At 62.2% G+C, this 16,178-nt stretch carries 14 protein-coding genes; 6 read left to right on the top strand and 8 right to left on the bottom strand.

The genetic code is table 11. From position 1 onward, the window contains the following. Positions 1-29: 29 nt before the first annotated feature. Together AC1MFI_RS10700 and AC1MFI_RS10695 are read right to left on the bottom strand one after the other, a co-directional pair. Positions 30-320 (bottom strand): hypothetical protein, encoded by a 291-nt coding sequence (locus AC1MFI_RS10700; protein ID WP_479816782.1) that lies wholly within the window; start codon positions 318-320, stop codon positions 30-32. Positions 321-789: 469 nt separating this feature from the next. Continuing rightward, positions 790-1,026 carry a hypothetical protein gene (locus AC1MFI_RS10695; RefSeq protein ID WP_479816780.1) on the bottom strand — a complete coding sequence of 79 codons (237 nt, stop codon included), beginning with the start codon at positions 1,024-1,026 and terminating at the stop codon, positions 790-792. Positions 1,027-1,269: 243 nt separating this feature from the next. Here AC1MFI_RS10695 and AC1MFI_RS10690 point away from each other — a divergent pair, with 243 nt between their 5' ends. Both AC1MFI_RS10690 and AC1MFI_RS10685 read left to right on the top strand, forming a co-directional pair. Continuing rightward, positions 1,270-4,107, top strand: coding sequence for a zinc metalloprotease (locus AC1MFI_RS10690; RefSeq protein ID WP_479816778.1), 2,838 nt, complete (start codon positions 1,270-1,272; stop codon positions 4,105-4,107). Between the two features lie 29 nt (positions 4,108-4,136). Next, complete coding sequence (locus AC1MFI_RS10685) at positions 4,137-6,035, top strand: lysozyme (protein WP_479816776.1); 1,899 nt, start codon at positions 4,137-4,139, stop codon at positions 6,033-6,035. Positions 6,036-6,044: 9 nt separating this feature from the next. Here AC1MFI_RS10685 and AC1MFI_RS10680 read toward each other — a convergent pair whose 3' ends face one another. The 4 genes from AC1MFI_RS10680 to AC1MFI_RS10665 are packed head-to-tail and all read right to left on the bottom strand — an operon-like array spanning position 6,045 to position 8,899. Then, entirely contained in the window at positions 6,045-6,770 is a 726-nt protein-coding gene (locus AC1MFI_RS10680; protein WP_479816774.1) for a glycosyltransferase, read from the bottom strand. A gap of 14 nt (positions 6,771-6,784) precedes the next feature. Further along, positions 6,785-7,183: a DUF2304 domain-containing protein gene (locus AC1MFI_RS10675; protein WP_479816772.1), complete on the bottom strand. Its 399-nt coding sequence runs from the start codon at positions 7,181-7,183 to the stop codon at positions 6,785-6,787. Next, positions 7,180-7,938, bottom strand: a complete 759-nt coding sequence (locus AC1MFI_RS10670) for a glycosyltransferase family 2 protein (protein ID WP_479816770.1) — start codon at positions 7,936-7,938, stop codon at positions 7,180-7,182. The genes AC1MFI_RS10675 and AC1MFI_RS10670 overlap by 4 nt, the downstream gene beginning before the upstream one ends. Further along, positions 7,931-8,899, bottom strand: coding sequence for a glycosyltransferase (locus AC1MFI_RS10665; RefSeq protein WP_479816768.1), 969 nt, complete (start codon positions 8,897-8,899; stop codon positions 7,931-7,933). Before AC1MFI_RS10665 ends, AC1MFI_RS10670 begins: the two co-directional genes overlap by 8 nt. Before the next feature lie 89 nt (positions 8,900-8,988). Here AC1MFI_RS10665 and AC1MFI_RS10660 point away from each other — a divergent pair, with 89 nt between their 5' ends. Then, on the top strand, positions 8,989-11,079 hold the full coding sequence (locus tag AC1MFI_RS10660) for a DUF6541 family protein (RefSeq protein WP_479816766.1): 2,091 nt from the start codon (positions 8,989-8,991) through the stop codon (positions 11,077-11,079). Positions 11,080-11,113: 34 nt separating this feature from the next. Here AC1MFI_RS10660 and AC1MFI_RS10655 read toward each other — a convergent pair whose 3' ends face one another. Further along, on the bottom strand, positions 11,114-12,016 hold the full coding sequence (locus AC1MFI_RS10655; protein ID WP_479816764.1) for a glycosyltransferase: 903 nt from the start codon (positions 12,014-12,016) through the stop codon (positions 11,114-11,116). 181 nt (positions 12,017-12,197) lie between these two features. On the opposite strand from AC1MFI_RS10655, the gene AC1MFI_RS10650 reads away from it, so the two are divergent. The 3 genes from AC1MFI_RS10650 to rfbA are packed head-to-tail and all read left to right on the top strand — an operon-like array spanning position 12,198 to position 15,274. Further along, positions 12,198-13,442 carry a polysaccharide biosynthesis protein gene (locus AC1MFI_RS10650; protein WP_479816762.1) on the top strand — a complete coding sequence of 415 codons (1,245 nt, stop codon included), beginning with the start codon at positions 12,198-12,200 and terminating at the stop codon, positions 13,440-13,442. Beyond that, complete coding sequence (locus AC1MFI_RS10645) at positions 13,439-14,359, top strand: glycosyltransferase (RefSeq protein ID WP_479816760.1); 921 nt, start codon at positions 13,439-13,441, stop codon at positions 14,357-14,359. Before AC1MFI_RS10650 ends, AC1MFI_RS10645 begins: the two co-directional genes overlap by 4 nt. Before the next feature lie 51 nt (positions 14,360-14,410). After that, complete coding sequence (rfbA, locus tag AC1MFI_RS10640) at positions 14,411-15,274, top strand: glucose-1-phosphate thymidylyltransferase RfbA (RefSeq protein WP_479816758.1); 864 nt, start codon at positions 14,411-14,413, stop codon at positions 15,272-15,274. Between the two features lie 176 nt (positions 15,275-15,450). Here rfbA and AC1MFI_RS10635 read toward each other — a convergent pair whose 3' ends face one another. Next, positions 15,451-16,176 (bottom strand): ABC transporter ATP-binding protein, encoded by a 726-nt coding sequence (locus AC1MFI_RS10635; protein ID WP_479816756.1) that lies wholly within the window; start codon positions 16,174-16,176, stop codon positions 15,451-15,453. Positions 16,177-16,178: the final 2 nt, after the last annotated feature.

The raw sequence follows: 16,178 nt of genomic DNA, 5'->3' as shown, positions 1-16,178 counted from the left end.
CCCTCAAAAGGATAGGGGTTGCTGCTGCACTAAACGTATTTAAGGCGGGCGGGATCGTGCCGGCAGAAGATTTCATTGTCGAAGCGACCGAGCATCTCCGTCGAGGTGATTCGAGCGATGATTGCCTCTGCTGTGTAGTTCGCGTTCATCATGACGAGCCGTGATTTCGTTGGCGCGAAGGTAGTCGCAGCAAAGGCCGCGCTGTTGAACGCTCGGCCGTTGCTGATGACGTAGACGATGCCGAAGTTGATCTCGACATTCCGCTGGACGTAGAGCAGTACGTCATCTTCGTATTTTCGGCCACGGAGATGGACCGACACAACAATTGTGGAGCCGTTGTCAAAGGTGATTGTATTGTGCGCCTCGGTTGTGCGCTTCCATTGTCTGCGTTTTGGGGCGGCGCCTTTGACTTATTGGCCCGTCGCTCGTCCCAACCCGCTAGTCCACCAACCAGAACTTGTCGCTGTTGTCTGCGTTGAAGCGGTTCCCTCGGACATGCACAAGACGTCCCCGGCGTGGTCCCGCTCCACGGGACGGTTGTCGACCCACGGGTGGGAAACCTCGGACAATTCCATCCTGGTGTGCCCGGTGGTGCTGGTGTGCCGCGTCGCTGCTGTAGAGCCGAAGACGGGGATGCCGCGGGCTTCGCCGACGATGACAATATGCAATGGGACGTTGTGGACACGAGCGCAGGGACCAATTCGGCTCCTTCGCGCCGGCGAAGTTAGACCCTGGTCAAACATGCAGTCCTGGAACGCCGAGCCGTGGAAGCTCCGGCTGCAGTCAGGCCTACCTTGCATTTCTCGAAACCGCCGACGTGACGTTCTCCTCGACAGTAGGGACGTCCGAAAGGGGCTGCAGTGCTCCGAAACCGGCTAAAGCGTCGTAGATCTGCTTGCGTGCGATGTCGAGCTGACCGAGCGGCGGGAGGAGCCCGAGCACGAAGCGTTCCTCGTAGTCGGCGACGGCGTCGCTCACGAGGACATGCACCTCGGCGATCTGCTGCGCCGGCGGATGAGTTCCCACCGGCGATCACAGTACTAGGAGCCTTCCGGCCCTACTAGGGCTTACGGCGTATGGGCGCAGCTAGTTCGCCCATCACGCAACACGCATTGGAAGGCGACACGCCGAGAGGAATGCATCAACTTCCGCAGGTTTTACCTAAGATTCTTCCTTCACTCTGGAAACGTTCGTCACAGCAGTAACACGTATGTAGTCTTCTCGGGATTCACTCGCCTGGCTGACGCCCGGATTCCGCTGGAGAAACCCGTGACCTTGCCCTCCCCCGCTCGACTCCTGTGCGCCGCGATACTGTCCATCGGTCTGATGGGCAGCGCGGTACCCGCGGTAGCGACGGACGCCGCACCGGCGCCCTCGACCTCCGCAACGACGGCCCCGGCTGCCCCCTCCACAACGGCACTGCCCAGCACGACGGACGGTGCACCCGCTGCGGAGTCGGCAACGACCGCTCCCATCGAACCGGCTCCCCGTGACGCAGGCACCTCGACGGCGCCGGAGCCTCAAGAACCTGATGCCGCGTCCACGACGGCCAGTGCCGAACCAGGAAACCAGGAGGAGATCACGTCCTTCGTTCCGGACCTCACATGGAATCCGCTCAACGACCCGAACTCCAACGCCCGATACGGCGAACACTTCGCGCAGCCCCTGACCCCCATGAAGGCGGCCGCACCCCTGAGCCTCGACGGCAGCGCCGGCTCTGCGGCAATCGCTCCTCGGACCGGAGAATTTAAGGTCACGCTCGTCACGGTGCAACTGTCGGGGAAGACAATTGCCGATACCGATGCGATTAACATGACGGCTGCTCGCAATTCGATCACCAGCGCACACAACTACTGGAATTCGGCGTCCGCAGGACGGCTGAAGTTGACGAAAGTGAATGAGTTGCGGCACAAGTCCGCGGCAAGAATCACCGACTCGTACGGCACGATCATGGCAACGGTCACCCGCGAGCTGAACTGGCAGTACCGCTCGTACGAGTCGCTGGTCATCTTCGTGCCGCACGCGGATCTGAACTACAACGGCTCCTGGGGCATCCTCGGCGGCGGGTTCACCGACAGCTCGACCAGCGGTCGCGTCATCATGCCGTACCCCTCCGCACTCACGAACAACGTTGTAACGCACGAGTTCGGGCACGTCCTGGGTCTGCACCACGCCAACTCGCTCTACTGCGGCAACGCCCGCGCGGACGTGCCGCGCTCGGGCGCATCCTGGGCCGATCCCTCCTGCTACTCGGCTGAATACAGCGACACCACCGACCTCATGGGGTATGCACAGGTGAGCTCCCCCAGCATCAACGCATTCTTGTGGGAGTACGGGGGCTTTGGTCGTGGCGACGAGATTCGCAACCTGGGCCGGCCGACGTCATCCCAGGCCCTCACTCTCCGTCCTTGGGCAGGAACTGATGCGAATCGAGCGGCCAAGTTCACGGATCCGGCAAGCGGTGAGACCTACTACCTGGAACTCCGTGCTCCGGTTGGCAACGACGCGGCGACGGCCGTCGGCGGGAATCGGGGGGTGAAGATCACGAAGCAGGACGTCCTTGGCTGGAGCGGAAACGCCTCGATCGTCATGACTCCGAACAGTCTTCGCTCGGGGTGGGGGAACTCCACACTCACCTGGCAACAGGGACAGACCTTCACCGCTCATTCCGGTACCCGCGTCCGTATCGATTCCGTCAGCAATGATGCTGCCACGGTTACGGTCCTCCTCAAGAGCACGCCGTCCATCGGTTCTTACGACAGCCTGATGACATCCCGCAATGAGGACACCGCGTTCCTGAGGGTGCAGGGGTGGGCCGTTGACCCGAACAATGCGGCGCTGTCCACGGAAGCGCATGCGTATGTGACGGGACCGGACGGAGTCCGCAAGGGTTACATCATCAAGGCCGCGGGGAGCCGTCCGGATGTGAATGCGGCGATGGCGATCGGCGGTAACCACGGTTTCGTCGGCGATATCGCCGTGAACCGGTCCGGCCGCTACGAAGTTTGCGTCTTCGCCATCGGCGGGAGTGAGAACACCTCACTAGGATGCAAGACGGTGCAGGTGAGCGATGCCGAGCCGCCGTTCGGTTCCTTCGATGGAGTCAATGTCGTGCAGTCGGCCGGAACGGTGAAACTGGTTGTAAAGGGCTGGTCCATCGATCCGACCCGTCCATCCGTGAGTACGCCGATGCACGTTTACGTGACCGCGCCCAACGGGGTCCGGACCGGATACCCCCTTACTGCCAACAAGGCTCGTCCCGATGTAAATGCAGTCTATGGAGTGACCGGACAGCACGGCTACGAAGACAGCCTGACGATTACTGCTCCAGGTCGATATTCGGTGTGTTCTTTCGCCATCGGCTTGAACTTCAACACGTCTCTCGACTGCAAGACGATCAACGTGGGCGCAGCACTACCCATCGGAAGCCTCGATGAGGTCAGTGTCGAAAAAACCTCCTCCGCAGTCAATTTGCGTGTCCGGGGTTGGACGATGGAACGCGATAATTCTGCAGTCTCCATTCCTGTCCACGTCTATGTCACCGATCCCTCCGGTCGTACGACCGGCACGGCCTTAACCGCCAACAGATCCCGGGATGACGTCAACTCGGTGTTCGGCGTGAGCGGGACGCACGGATATGAAGAAGTCATCCCGGCGCGCTCTGCAGGCACTTACAAGGTCTGCGCCTACGGCATCGCTGTCAGTCCCTTTTCCGGGGTGAATCCCCTGCTGGGTTGCACCTCGGTGAATACCGGCATCGCGGAGACGCCGAGGGGATACCTCGACGCCGCACGCATCGACAGCACGAGCAACGGTGTCTTCCTGGAAGCGCGTGGCTGGACCGTCGACCGCGACATGGCACCTGCCTCCACCTCGGTCCATACCTATATCACCTACCCGGATGGTTCACGGAAGGGGTACGCATTCCCCACGGGACAGCCGAGGACGGATGTGAACAGTGCCCTTGGGATCAGTGGACAACACGGCTACACGACACGGACGCAGATCACCCAGCGTGGCGCATACCAGGTGTGCACCTACGGCATAGGCATTTCCCCTTATTCACCGGGCAACACCCTCCTGGGTTGCGTCTCCCTGCGCTACTGATGGCCGATACAACCGGAAGAAATATGACCATGACTAATGCCACTGCATCGGAAATCCTGATGAAACATCGCCGCCTTAATCGACGCCGCCATTTTCTCTCGGTCGCGGTGTTGACAGTCGCCCTTGCACTCCCCGCTGTGCCGGCAGACGCCCAGAGGGTTGTCGAACCGTCGCCCGCTGAGGCGACAGCCCTCGAGACTGCGCTGGCACCGACTCCATCGGGCGCTGTAGCGAGCCCAGGACCCGTGGAGGGACTTGGTACGCCCAGCACCGCGGCCAGTACTGGCGTGCGGCAGCCAGCCCCGTCATCGAGTTCGGTGACAGAGCCTCCCACCCCCTCCCCCGCTCCGAGCGCGTCCGCTCCCGCGACGCCAACGCTCGCCGAAGAGATCGGAGAGCTGGGCTCCTTCATGGGCCAGGGACTTATCCGCCTAGAGGAAACAGGCAATGTGCAGGCCCCAACGAAACGTGAGCAAGTCCTCGATGACGCCGTGGAGGAGTTGGGCCTTAAAGGTGCAGCAGCCCGGACAGAGGCTTCCTCACCGTCGAATGCGGCCGCAGCATCAACATGGCGTCCGCCGGGCATTCAGGGCATCGATGTCTCGAGCCATCAGTTTGAGGTCGACTGGCGAGGAGCCTACAACCAGGGAGCTCGCTTCGCCTATGTCAAAGCGACCGAAGGCACCGGGTACCGGAATCCCTACTTCAATCAGCAGTACGGCGGATCAGCAAGCGTCGGAATGGTTCGAGGCGCCTATCACTTCGCACTCCCCAGCACCACTTCGGGCGCGGCACAGGCCAACTACTTCGTCGATGGCGGCGGAGGCTGGACCTCCGATGGAAGCACGCTCCCGCCCCTCCTCGACGTCGAATACAATCCCTACCCCTCCCTGGGCAACGACTGCTACAACATGTCGGCCGCCCAGATGGTCTCCTGGATCCGGGATTTCTCGAACACCGTGCGCGCTCGCACCGGCCGACTGCCGATGATCTATACGACAGCTGACTGGTGGAATCGATGCACGGGCAACTCGCGGGCCTTCAGCGACCATCCGCTCCATCTGGCGGCCTATAACCAAGCCGGACCGGGCAACATGCCAAGTGGATGGGCCACTTACTCCGTCTGGCAATACAGTTCGAGTGGTCCCTTCGTCGGCGACTCGAACGTCTGGAACGGCAACTCGGACCAGCTTGCTGCCTTCGCCCGCAACTCCGGGTCGGCAAACGGACAACTGGCCCCGGCCGGCTCGAGCGAGGTGCACTACCGAGGTGGCAACCCGTCGAGCTCCTACATGGGCGTCGCTACCGATACCGTCCTGTCCTGCGACTGGGACGGCGATGGAATCTCGACCCCTGCCACGTTCTACGGCGGCATCTGGACGATCCGCAACTCGCTCAGCGCGAGTGACGCAGGAGTTCGCTTGGCGTACGGAAACGGGAGCGACCAACCAATCTGTGGAGATTGGGACGGCAACGGGACGGAGACAATCGGCGTGTACAGGAACGGCGTGGCTCACCTGAAGAATTCGAACTCGTCAGGATTTGCGGATGGAAGCATCGTCTTCGGCGCTGGAGGGGACACCGCGATCGTCGGCGACTGGGACCGCGACGGCTACGACACACTGGGAGTCGCTCGACCAAGCGGCATCGCGAAGCAGTTTTACCTTACGAACAGCAACATCCGCCCAGGAGTCTCCGGCTCATTCCTCTTCGGCAACGCCTCGGACACGCCTCTCAGCGGAGACTGGGACAACAACGGATACACGACCGTAGGACTCAAGCGCGGTGCCCAGTGGTTCCTCGCCAACAGCAACCTCCGAGTCGGAGCCGACTCGGTCTTTGCTTACGGCAATGGAGGCGACGCCGCACTGACGGGACGGTGGGCAGCCGGTCAGGGTACCGCCGCAGGAGTGGCACGGGCTCGCTGATTCACTCCGCTATTGCCTCTGTGCGGCCCGCCTGCGTCTCCGCAGGCGGGCCGCCGCCGTCAACAGGCAGTGAATCAACATGATCCTGGCCTTCAGTATCTGCCTCGGTCCCCGCCATCCCCTGGGGGTTTCGTTGTCGTCGTGGAGTCGCCGGTACAGCACAGGAGGCGACTCGACATGGTGCATTTCCCCCGCCAGATTGGCGGCGAGAGCAATCCACAGGTCATGCGACTCGAAGAGGTATGCCGGCATCGGTAGCAGGACATCAGCGAAATCACGGCGGAACCCCATGGCACAGCCGTAGTAGGGCCGGTAACCCACCAGGGTTCCTAGGGTGTTCCGAACTCGGTGGGTGGAGTCCTTTTCGCGCAATGACCAAGGCGCGGGCGTCGGTGGCCCTCCGAAGCGAGCTACATTGCCGGCTACCACCGCATGGTCGCGGAGCGCCTCGATAAGACGCTGCGTCCGCCCCGGAATCCAGATGTCGTCCTGGTCGGCAAAGAAGATGTACTCGCCGCGTGCGAGTTCTGCCGCCTTGCTGAAGGTCCGGACGTACCTGCAGTTCTCCGGCGAGCGGTACAGCCTGATTCGTGCGTCTCCTATGGCTTCAACGAGATCCGCGGTTTGATCAGAAGATTTGTCGTCGATCACGATGAGCTCGTCGTCGCTTCCGATGTCGGTGAGGATGGAGCTGATCTGCTCCTGGATGAAAGCGGCCCCGTTGTATGCCGCCATGCAGATACTCGCTCTCACCGGCATTCGCGCTTTCCTCTCCCGTCCTCGGACGCCGGGGCCTCGATGCTGTCGAGCTTGCGCTCAAGGCGCTCGAGGTGGTTTCGGAGGATTGCGGCCTCTTCTGCCAGCGCCCTGGTCTCGTCCTCGACGACGCTGATCTCAAGGGAGAGATGAAGACAGACGCCGAGCAGGAGAACGATTGCCACCACGAAGAGGAAATTCGCCGGGACAACGAAGCCGACACCGGTCGCGACGGCGGCCAATAGACCCGGGAAGCCCGCGAGGAGCAGGGTGGCTATTCCGACCGCGATCCAGAGGATCGCGTACTTCTCCCTAAGTTTTCGTTGCCTCAGCAGCCAGATGATGAACGCGACGATCACGAACGCCAGGAGGAAGGGAAGAAGGGTACTCATGCGCTGAACTCCTCTTGGGCGATCGCTGTTCGTTTCCGCGTCAGGGCAATCAGGAGTGCGAATCCGCTCCTGCCCAAGTACAGCGCTGCCTTGAGCGGGTTGTGGCTCGGCTGTCCGCCCTGGCGCGGACGCATCTCGACGGGGACCTGAGTCACCGTCAGTCCCGAGCGGATGGCCACGACCAAGGAATCGATGGTGTCACCGAGATACTCGGCGGGGTAGTGCTCGCAATACTGGGCGATCGCTCGTCTGTTGGCTGCCCTGAACCCCGACGTCACGTCTGTCAGGCGAGTTCTCGCTAGCAGAGAGATCGAACGGCCAAGGAATGTCATTGCCCACTTGCGGGGTCCTCGAACGGAGTAGTCGCCCCGCTCGGCGAAACGGGCACCTATCGATATGTCGGCCCGCTGCAGTCCACGGACGACGGCGATGAGGTCCTTCGGATCGTGCTGGCCATCAGCATCGACCTGGATGGCCTGGTCGAAATCCCAGCGGCGAGCATATTTGAAACCTGCCCGCATGGCGCCCCCGACGCCGAGGTTGTACGGCAGCCTGAGGACAGATGCACCAGCAGCCTCGGCGAGATCGGCGGTACCGTCTGTGCTGCCGTCGTCGACGACGAGGACTTCACAGCCCGGCACGGCCGCCAACACTTCGCGGACGGTTGCGCCGACCGACTCGGACTCGTTCCATGCGGGCATGATGACGAGCAGCCATGGTCGCTCCTGGCCGGCGCGCTGGATCTTCCTATTCATGGCCGGCCTCCTTCGCGCTGTGGTCCGCGACCATCGCCCCCATCTTCCCCCCACGGCCTCGCAGCCCGTCACTCAAACCTCTCACGGCGTACCGCATCCTGCTCCGTCGGCCCGTGCCCAGTACCAGAACAACGACGAGGTGGCGAAGATCGAGGGCAGCCCCGCGCGCCATGGCCGACGGGAATGCGCGTCCATAGCGCCTGAGTAGTTCACACCTATTGCGGACGAGGTAGTAATAGCGGAACGGAGCGCTCTGCATGACGGTGACCGGTACCCCCCGAAAGCTCAAGGACCTGCCGAGTAACGTCACCTGACTACGCGTTCCCAGTTCGTGCTCCAAACTTACCGATGTCGCGCAGATCGCGACGTAACCCGCCGCCCGAAGACGCCAGTAGGTATCCGTATCGACACCGTCGATGAAGAGCGACTCGTCAAGGCCCCCAAGCTCCTCAAGGGTCCGGAGAGGCAGCAACGTTCCCGACTGGATAGGCTCGCTCACAAGGGCGTAGGTCCCATTCCGTTCGCCGGATCGTACGGCCGAGCCGTTGACCAATCCCGGACTTACCGAACCGACCTGAAGACCGTTCTTCTCGGCGTCCGCTCCCGCCCGCGCCAGTCTCGCGAGGAAACCGGCCGCCGGAACCGAATCCTGGTCCAACGTCATGACGTGCGTGACGCCCGGGCTGCTCGCACGGACCTCGGCGATACCGCGGTTCAATGCTGCGGCAATGCCGTTGTTCGCATCCGATTTCACCACCAGGGCGCCCTTCATCTGACACTGACGCAGGACATCGCCATCGTCCCCACTACCGTCATCGACGATGACAACGGTTGACAACTGCTCCAGCAGCCCCGACACGCGGCGCACTAGTGCCTGAGGTGGTCGGTACGCCGCGATGACGGCAGCGCAGTTAGACTTCTGGACAGTAAGGAAGCCCTGCGCATGAGTGTTGCTGTGCATAGTCCCTAAAGCTACGGGACTGCAAATATTCCCGCCAATTGGTGCTGTGGCCCGCCCTCACGCGTCCGAAGAGGATCACCCGATACCCGGTGGACGGTGCCCCGAAGAGAAAAGCGAGACTGATTACCATCGACGCGACCTTTCAGGACTGGGCGGCTGCTATCCCCGGGCTGCTCGCCGGACTGACCATCCTGCTGGTACCCGGGGTAGTCGCCGGCGTCATCCTCCGCCTGCGCGTGTTCGACGCGGCGGCTCTGGCCCCCCTTCTGTCGATCTCGCTCATTAGCATCGCCGCCATGGCAGCCGGTACCCTCCGACTCGCCTGGACGCCGCTGACCTTCGCCGGGGCAACCCTGGTGCTCTGGGGTATCGCCTGGTGCGCACGGTTCCTCATCGGTTTACGAGACAGGCGTCGTATGCCGGCAGGTCCAGGTGCGACGCTCAAGCAGGGCGCACACGAACAGCGAGAATCCGAAGCCCGCCGCAGAAAGTCCGATCCAGAGACCGGACGCCAAATTTATTACACTGCGGCTGCTCTCCTCGCCGCGGTCGTGATCTCCCTGCAGCTCGTTCGAATCATCGGTCGCCCTGGGAACTTTTCACAGACCTTCGATAACATCTTCCATCTCAACGCAGTCCGGTGGGTCCTCGACACGGGGGATGCCTCCTCCCTCACCATCATCTCCATGACGGCGGCCGGGCAGCCGCCCTACTTTTATCCCGCTGCATGGCATGGCTTCGTCGCGCTGGTGATCGAGATGAGCGGCGTACCGCTCACGGTCGGCGTGACTGCCGCGAATATGCTCATCGCCGGGCTGATTTGGCCCCTCAGCTGCCTATTCTTCCTTCGCCAAGTATGGACCCTCGCCCGCCCAGCCGTCCTAGGAGCAGGAGTTTTGCTGTCGGGCTTCAGTGCGTTCCCGATCCTTCTTCTCGATTTCGGTGTCCTATACCCGAATGTCCTGGCGTTCGCGATGGTTCCCGCGGGGCTCGCGCTGATGGCTGTCGCAATCGCTCAGGCCCCGAGGGCAAAGTTCCGGCAAAGCACTGCGCTGGTCCTATGCGCTCTCGCCCTCCCAGGCATCGCCGTCGCCCATCCGAACGGCGCACTCACGCTCATCGCCCTCGGGCTCCCCCTCATCGTCGCCGCTTACGTGCGCCTGATGGCCGAGGCCTTCCGGAATCGGGCCTGGTACCGCGCCTTCGCGTGGACCGGCCTGTTGAGCGCCGGAATCTTCGCCCTGTCGAAAATCTGGACAGCTGTTAGGCCTCCGGCTGCAGCGGCCTTCTGGGACCGGGTCGAAACGTCCTCACAGGCATTCGGCGAAGCGCTGCTCAATGCTCCGTTCGGACGCCCGGCGGCATGGGGCCTCAGTGCACTGGTGATAGCGGGCATCGTAGCGTGCGCTCGTAATCCGAGAACGGTCTGGATCGTGGGCAGCTTCGGTATCTCGACCTTCGTCTTCATCGTCGCTGCGGGTTTCGAAATCAGCGAACTCCGGAGCTTCATCACCGGGGGATGGTACAACGACCCCTACCGCCTCGCTGCGATGGCCCCGCTCATCGCAGCCCCGCTGAGCGTCATCGGCCTGCATCACCTCGTCGTCGGACTGGCACGGCGCAGAGCACTGGCACTCGGCGGGCATTCGACGCGGGCAGCTCGCCCTCCCGCGCTCGTGGCGGTGTCTGCTCTTGCCACTGTAGCCATCCTCATACCCACCGTGCTCGACACAAGGAGTATGAGAGTCGCAGTGGAGTCCGCGCACACCGCTTATCAAGTGACTCCGGAAGCGGCGCTGATCTCCACCGATGAATTAACACTCTTGGGCGAACTCGACGACTTGGTACCGAAACAAGCGACCATAGCCGTCAATCCTTGGACGGGGGCTGCGTTGGCTTTCGCACTCGCCGATCGCAATACGACCTACAAGCACACGCTCTCCAACTCGAGCCCGGACGAGACGCTGATTGACCAGCACCTTAAAGACGCCGAATCGATGCCGGTTGTATGTGATGCGGTCGCGCGCACGGCTGTCGACTTCGTACTGGACTTCGGCCTCCGGGAGGTCCATGGTGATTCACATCGGTATCCGGGTATCGAAGACATAGCCGACGATCCTGACTTCGAGCTCGTCGCACAAGTAGGGGAAGCACGACTGTACGACTTCGTAGGGTGTTGATGTCCAGCAGGACCGCGCGTCGCCGGGTCCTGTGCTAGGAACCCACGGCGTGGCGGATCAGGCGGAACACTCCCCGGCCGTCGCGGCGGCGTACGGCCTGTGGAACGAGGGCGACCGCGTGCAGGCGGGACGTGATATGAAGCCGGGCCGCGCGCCGTGTCCGGCGCCAGCCGGCAACCTCTGCAAGTCGGATCGCCAGGGCAAAAAACTCACGCTCGCCCCTGAGGCGTGACCCGTCGACGAGTTCGAGCGACGAGGCGCTGGCTTGGTGTCGGCGATATTTGAAGGCCTTGTCGTCGATCACCGCGAGCCGGCCCCCGGCCAAGAGGAGATCAAGAATTAGAGCAAGATCCTGGATCACGGAGAACTCGTCCCTGAAGTCCTGCGCCTTGAGGCTGTCCCGCTCGAAAGCGAGGGAGGGCCAGTAAAGCCAGTTGCCGAGCATTAGACCGGAAGCCAGGCTGTCACCCTTCAAAAGTAGGGGTACGGACGCCGGAGGGCGGAGGAGTCGCTGCTTTACCGTGTCGACGAGCGTCCGCACAGGCAACCCTTCACTGTCGATGACATCGACACCGGGCTGGATGATCGTCGCGGACGGGTGATGCGCGTGAGCGCGCAAAACGGTCTCGACGTATTGCGGCTCAAGCCGGTCGTCGTAGCCGAGGATGACTACCAGCGGCTCCACCGCCAAATCAACGCAGTACCTGAAGTTCCCAGTGATCCCGATGTTCTCGAGAAGTCGGACGTACTGTATCCGCGGATCGTCGAGGTCCTCGAAATACCGGTCGACCTCCCTATCAGGATGAGCGTCATTGACGACAGTGAGGGTCCAGTCGTCTACGGTCTGAGCAACGACGCTCTCGACCGCTTCCATCAGATAGGTGAGGCTGCCCCAGAAGGGTATATAGAAACCGATCTTCGCTTGTCCGGTCGTCATGACGTGGCTGGAGACTTTCGCATGAACACCGTCGGCGCGACGGCGGCAACGCACTCGCGCGCTGTTCGATCCTACCGCTGTCGGTCCGCTCGCCGCTCGCCGCCACCGCGTCGGGTGCGGAGGCGATCGATACCCGCTGTAGCCTTGCTAGGTTCCTTCCCATCGCGCAACCGAGGCCCCATTGAAAACAATCATCCTGCGCCTCGGCGGATTCGCGGGCTTTCCCCTTCTTGGCATTCTGACCCCCCTCCTCCTCCTCCCGGTGATTGCCCGTGTCGCGGGACCGACAGGATGGGCGAGCATCGTCTCTGCCATCGCTATCGGGTCTTTCGGAGCGACCGCTATCCTCTGGGGCTGGAACATCCGGGGCACAGTCCTGGTGGCCAGCACCGCGTCCGCACACCGGCGCGCCGAGCTGTACGGTCAGAGCCTCGCGGTCCGGGCGCTCCTCGCAGTCATCGTCCTGCCCATCGTCGTGCTCCTGACGGCACTGGTGGCGGCGCCCGAACTGCGTTGGGACGCAGCGGCAGTGGCTGCGGCAACCGCCGCGTCCGGGTTCTCCCCGGCGTGGTTCTGTGTGGGAATCGGCGCGCCCCGCCTAATGGGCATTTTCGACACCCTACCGCGCGTGATCTCAGCTGTCGCCTCGATCCCTCTCATCGCCACAACAGGCATCATCACCTACTATCCTGCTCTTCTGATACTGCTCTCAGGCGTCTCCCTGGTCCTGTTCCAGAAGTCCTACTTCCAGGACGGCACTAAAATACGTCCCGTGATGCCTGCGGTTCTTCAGGAATCGAGGCGCCAACTTGGATCAGCGGGCGTCAACGTGTCGGGGAGCGCTTACTCTTCCGTCCCGGTCCCGATCGCCACCTTCCGGGGATCCGAGGCGAGTGCGAGTGTCTACTCCTCAGCCGATCAGCTCTACCGATTCGGGCTGTTCACCACCGTAGCCCTCGGCAACACGTTTCAGGGATGGACGCTCGAAGTCACTGGTCGTGATCAGATCCGTCGCCATACAGCAGCCTTCGTCTCACATCTCATTCTCGGCTCCGTCGGGGCCGCGTTCCTCACGAGTCTCGGCCCCTTTGCGTCGTCGATCCTCTTCGGAGCCGAGGTTGCGGCTACCCCGATGACGTGTTTCCTCTATGGGATTGCCTTCCTCTTCATCAACCTCGGAACGCCACTGATCCGGAATCTACTCATTCCGGCCGGCAAGGATGTATTCGTTCTTCTCGCCACGGTCGCGTCCGCCGTCGTCGGCATCACCCTCATGGTGGTGCTCTCGGCTTCCGATTCCCTTGTCGGGATCGCCCTAGGAGTTGCCGCCAGCGAGGCAGTACTCTTCGTGATCATCGCGCCCGCAGCACTCCGCGCCGTCCGATCCGTGCGCGACGAAGGCGCACCCGAAGAAGGAGAGAAATGATGCAACCACGCTCCATGCTCGTGGCGATACCTAGTTACCGCCCCTCCGAGCAGCTGATCCACCTCGTAGGCGCTTTGATCGAGGAGGGTCTTGCCGTCGTCGTTGTCGACGACGGGTCAGGGTCGGCAAGCGCGACCGTCCTTCGAAGAGTGGAAGATCTCGGCGCGCGGGTGATCCGGCACCCGCAGAACCGGGGAATAGCCGCAGCTCTGAACACTGCCCTCGAGGAAGCCGCTACCCAGGAGGTGGAGTGGCTCTACACGCTCGATCAGGACTCCTTTCCCGAAATCGACTTCCCAAGCAAAGCGATGACCTTCCTCCTCGATGACCGGTTGTCGGATCTCAGGGTCGGCATCCTCTCGCCAGCAGCCAACAACGGGGTTCGCATCGCCGGTCGGAAGCGCGAGGACGTCCATCATCCTTACGACCCGATCCAATCGGGAAGCCTCCTTGCGGTCGCGATTGGACGCGGCGTTGGCGGCTTCAAAACCGAATTCTTCATCGACGGCGTGGACTCGGAGATGACCGCACGCCTCCGGCAAGCAGGCTACAGCGTCGTTTCCGTACCCGAAACGGATATGCAGCATGCCTTGGGTCATCGGGTGCCCGCAACGATCGCTGGTCGAAGAGTGAGACGCCACGGCATCCCTTTGACAGTGAATCAGCATGCGCCGTTCCGGGTCTATTACATGACCCGCAACGCGATCTCCATCACTAGAACGTACTTCTTGAGCAGTCCCCTCTGGGTCGCTCGTCGATTGGGCATCGAGATCGTAGCTCATGCCATGCGAATCATCTTGGGTGAGAATCGACGGTCACAGGTGAGGGCCGTTAGTTGGGGAGTCAGAGACGGTGTTCAAGCACGCATGGGAGCCCTCGACAGGGATCGGCTTGAAAAACTGGGGCCCCGAAAATGAACCGCCGCCAGTTGATTTTGACGCTTCCAGCCGGACGGGAATAATCGAATTATGCGCGGGATCATTCTTGCCGGTGGAACCGGCTCACGACTTCATCCGATCACTCTCGGAATCAGCAAGCAGCTGATGCCGGTGTACGACAAGCCAATGATCTACTATCCGCTGTCCACCCTGATCTTGGCCGGTATCCGGGACATCCTCATCATCACCACCCCTCACGACGCTGAACAGTTCGAACGACTTCTGGGTGATGGAAGCAAGTTCGGCGTCTCGATCTCGTACGCCCAGCAGCCCTCACCGGACGGGCTTGCCCAGGCATTCGTCCTCGGCGCCGAACACATCGGCAGTGAAACCGTGGCGCTCGTTCTGGGAGACAACATCTTCTATGGCCAGGGCATGGGCACCCAGCTGCGGCGTTTCGCGAATATCGACGGCGGCGCTGTCTTCGGGTACTGGGTTGCCGACCCCTCAGCCTACGGAGTTGTCGAATTCGACGACGAGGGCAAGGCGATCTCGCTCGAAGAGAAGCCTGCCGTCCCGCGCAGCCACTACGCCGTGCCCGGTCTCTACTTCTACGACTCCGACGTCGTCCCAATCGCGTCGAGCTTGAAGCCATCCCCACGCGGGGAATTGGAGATCACGGATATCAACAGGACCTACCTGGAACAAAAAAAGCTGCATGTGGAGGTGCTGCCGAGGGGCACCGCCTGGCTCGACACCGGAACGTTCGAATCCTTGAACGATGCATCCAACTTCATCCGCACGGTGGAGAACCGACAGGGGCTCAAGATCGGCTCACCGGAGGAAATTGCCTGGCGGCAGGGCTTCCTGACCGACCAAGAATTGCAGGACAGGGCCGAGCCCCTGGTCAAGAGCGGATACGGCGCCTACCTTCTCGGCCTACTGAACACGTAGCGGCTCTTCGAGGCCCGGTCGGCAACAAGATCCGGACTTCCGGGGCGGCTGGTTCCGCAGCCCCGGAAGGGGGTCTCTTACTCACCGTCAGGAGTGCGCCGACTCGGGCGCGGGGCGAGGATGCCGGTCACCGGGGGTTCCGGCACAGGATGGGCTAGTGAGCGCCGAGGATGGAGTCAGGAGCGAAGGCGCGCGACGACGTCCTCGACGTCGCCATCCATCACCACACGCCCATGTTCCAAAAGGACTCCTCGCTGGCACACTCTCGACACCAAATCGAGGTCGTGGCTCACCACGACGAGGGTCTTGCCCGCGGCACCCAGTTCCTTGATTTTCGCCAGGCACTTCTTCTGGAACGGCTCGTCACCGACAGCCAGGATCTCATCGATGAGGAAGATCTCCGGATCCGTGTGGATCGCGACTGAGAAAGCGAGACGGAGGTACATGCCGGAGGAATAGAACTTGACCTCGGTGTCGATGAATTGCCCGATCTCCGAGAATTCGAGGATGCTCTCGAACCGCTCCTCGATCTCCTGCTCGGTCATTCCCAAAATGGCGCCGTTCAGGTATACATTATCCCTCCCGCTGAGATCCGGGTGGAATCCTGCACCGACCTCGATCAGGCCCGCGACTCTCCCGCGCGTCCTCACAGCCCCGCTGTCCGGCAGCATGACGCCGGAGATGTGCTTGAGCAGCGTGGACTTCCCGGACCCGTTCAATCCCAGCAGCGCGACGGATTCACCCTGCTCCACCTGCAGCGAGACGCCGTCCAGGGCATGGAACTTCTGGGACAGGTCGCCCTTGCGACCCTTAACGATCCAGACGAACGCTTCCTTGATGGACCGGGTGTGCCGGAGCACGAACTGCTTCGAGATCGACTGCACGTCGACGGCAATGGCCACAA

This window comes from Arthrobacter sp. BC5 (assembly GCF_056680255.1).
This window is presented reverse-complemented; position numbering and strand designations above follow the sequence as displayed.

Coding starts and splice junctions, on each gene's coding strand:
- AC1MFI_RS10655 (WP_479816764.1), bottom strand. CDS start 12,016: ATGACGACCGGACAAGCGAAGATCGGTTTCTATATACCCTTCTGGGGC.
- AC1MFI_RS10665 (WP_479816768.1), bottom strand. CDS start 8,899: ATGCACAGCAACACTCATGCGCAGGGCTTCCTTACTGTCCAGAAGTCT.
- AC1MFI_RS10675 (WP_479816772.1), bottom strand. CDS start 7,183: ATGAGTACCCTTCTTCCCTTCCTCCTGGCGTTCGTGATCGTCGCGTTC.
- AC1MFI_RS10670 (WP_479816770.1), bottom strand. CDS start 7,938: ATGAATAGGAAGATCCAGCGCGCCGGCCAGGAGCGACCATGGCTGCTC.
- AC1MFI_RS10680 (WP_479816774.1), bottom strand. CDS start 6,770: ATGGCGGCATACAACGGGGCCGCTTTCATCCAGGAGCAGATCAGCTCC.
- AC1MFI_RS10685 (WP_479816776.1), top strand. CDS start 4,137: ATGACTAATGCCACTGCATCGGAAATCCTGATGAAACATCGCCGCCTT.
- rfbA (WP_479816758.1), top strand. CDS start 14,411: ATGCGCGGGATCATTCTTGCCGGTGGAACCGGCTCACGACTTCATCCG.
- AC1MFI_RS10645 (WP_479816760.1), top strand. CDS start 13,439: ATGATGCAACCACGCTCCATGCTCGTGGCGATACCTAGTTACCGCCCC.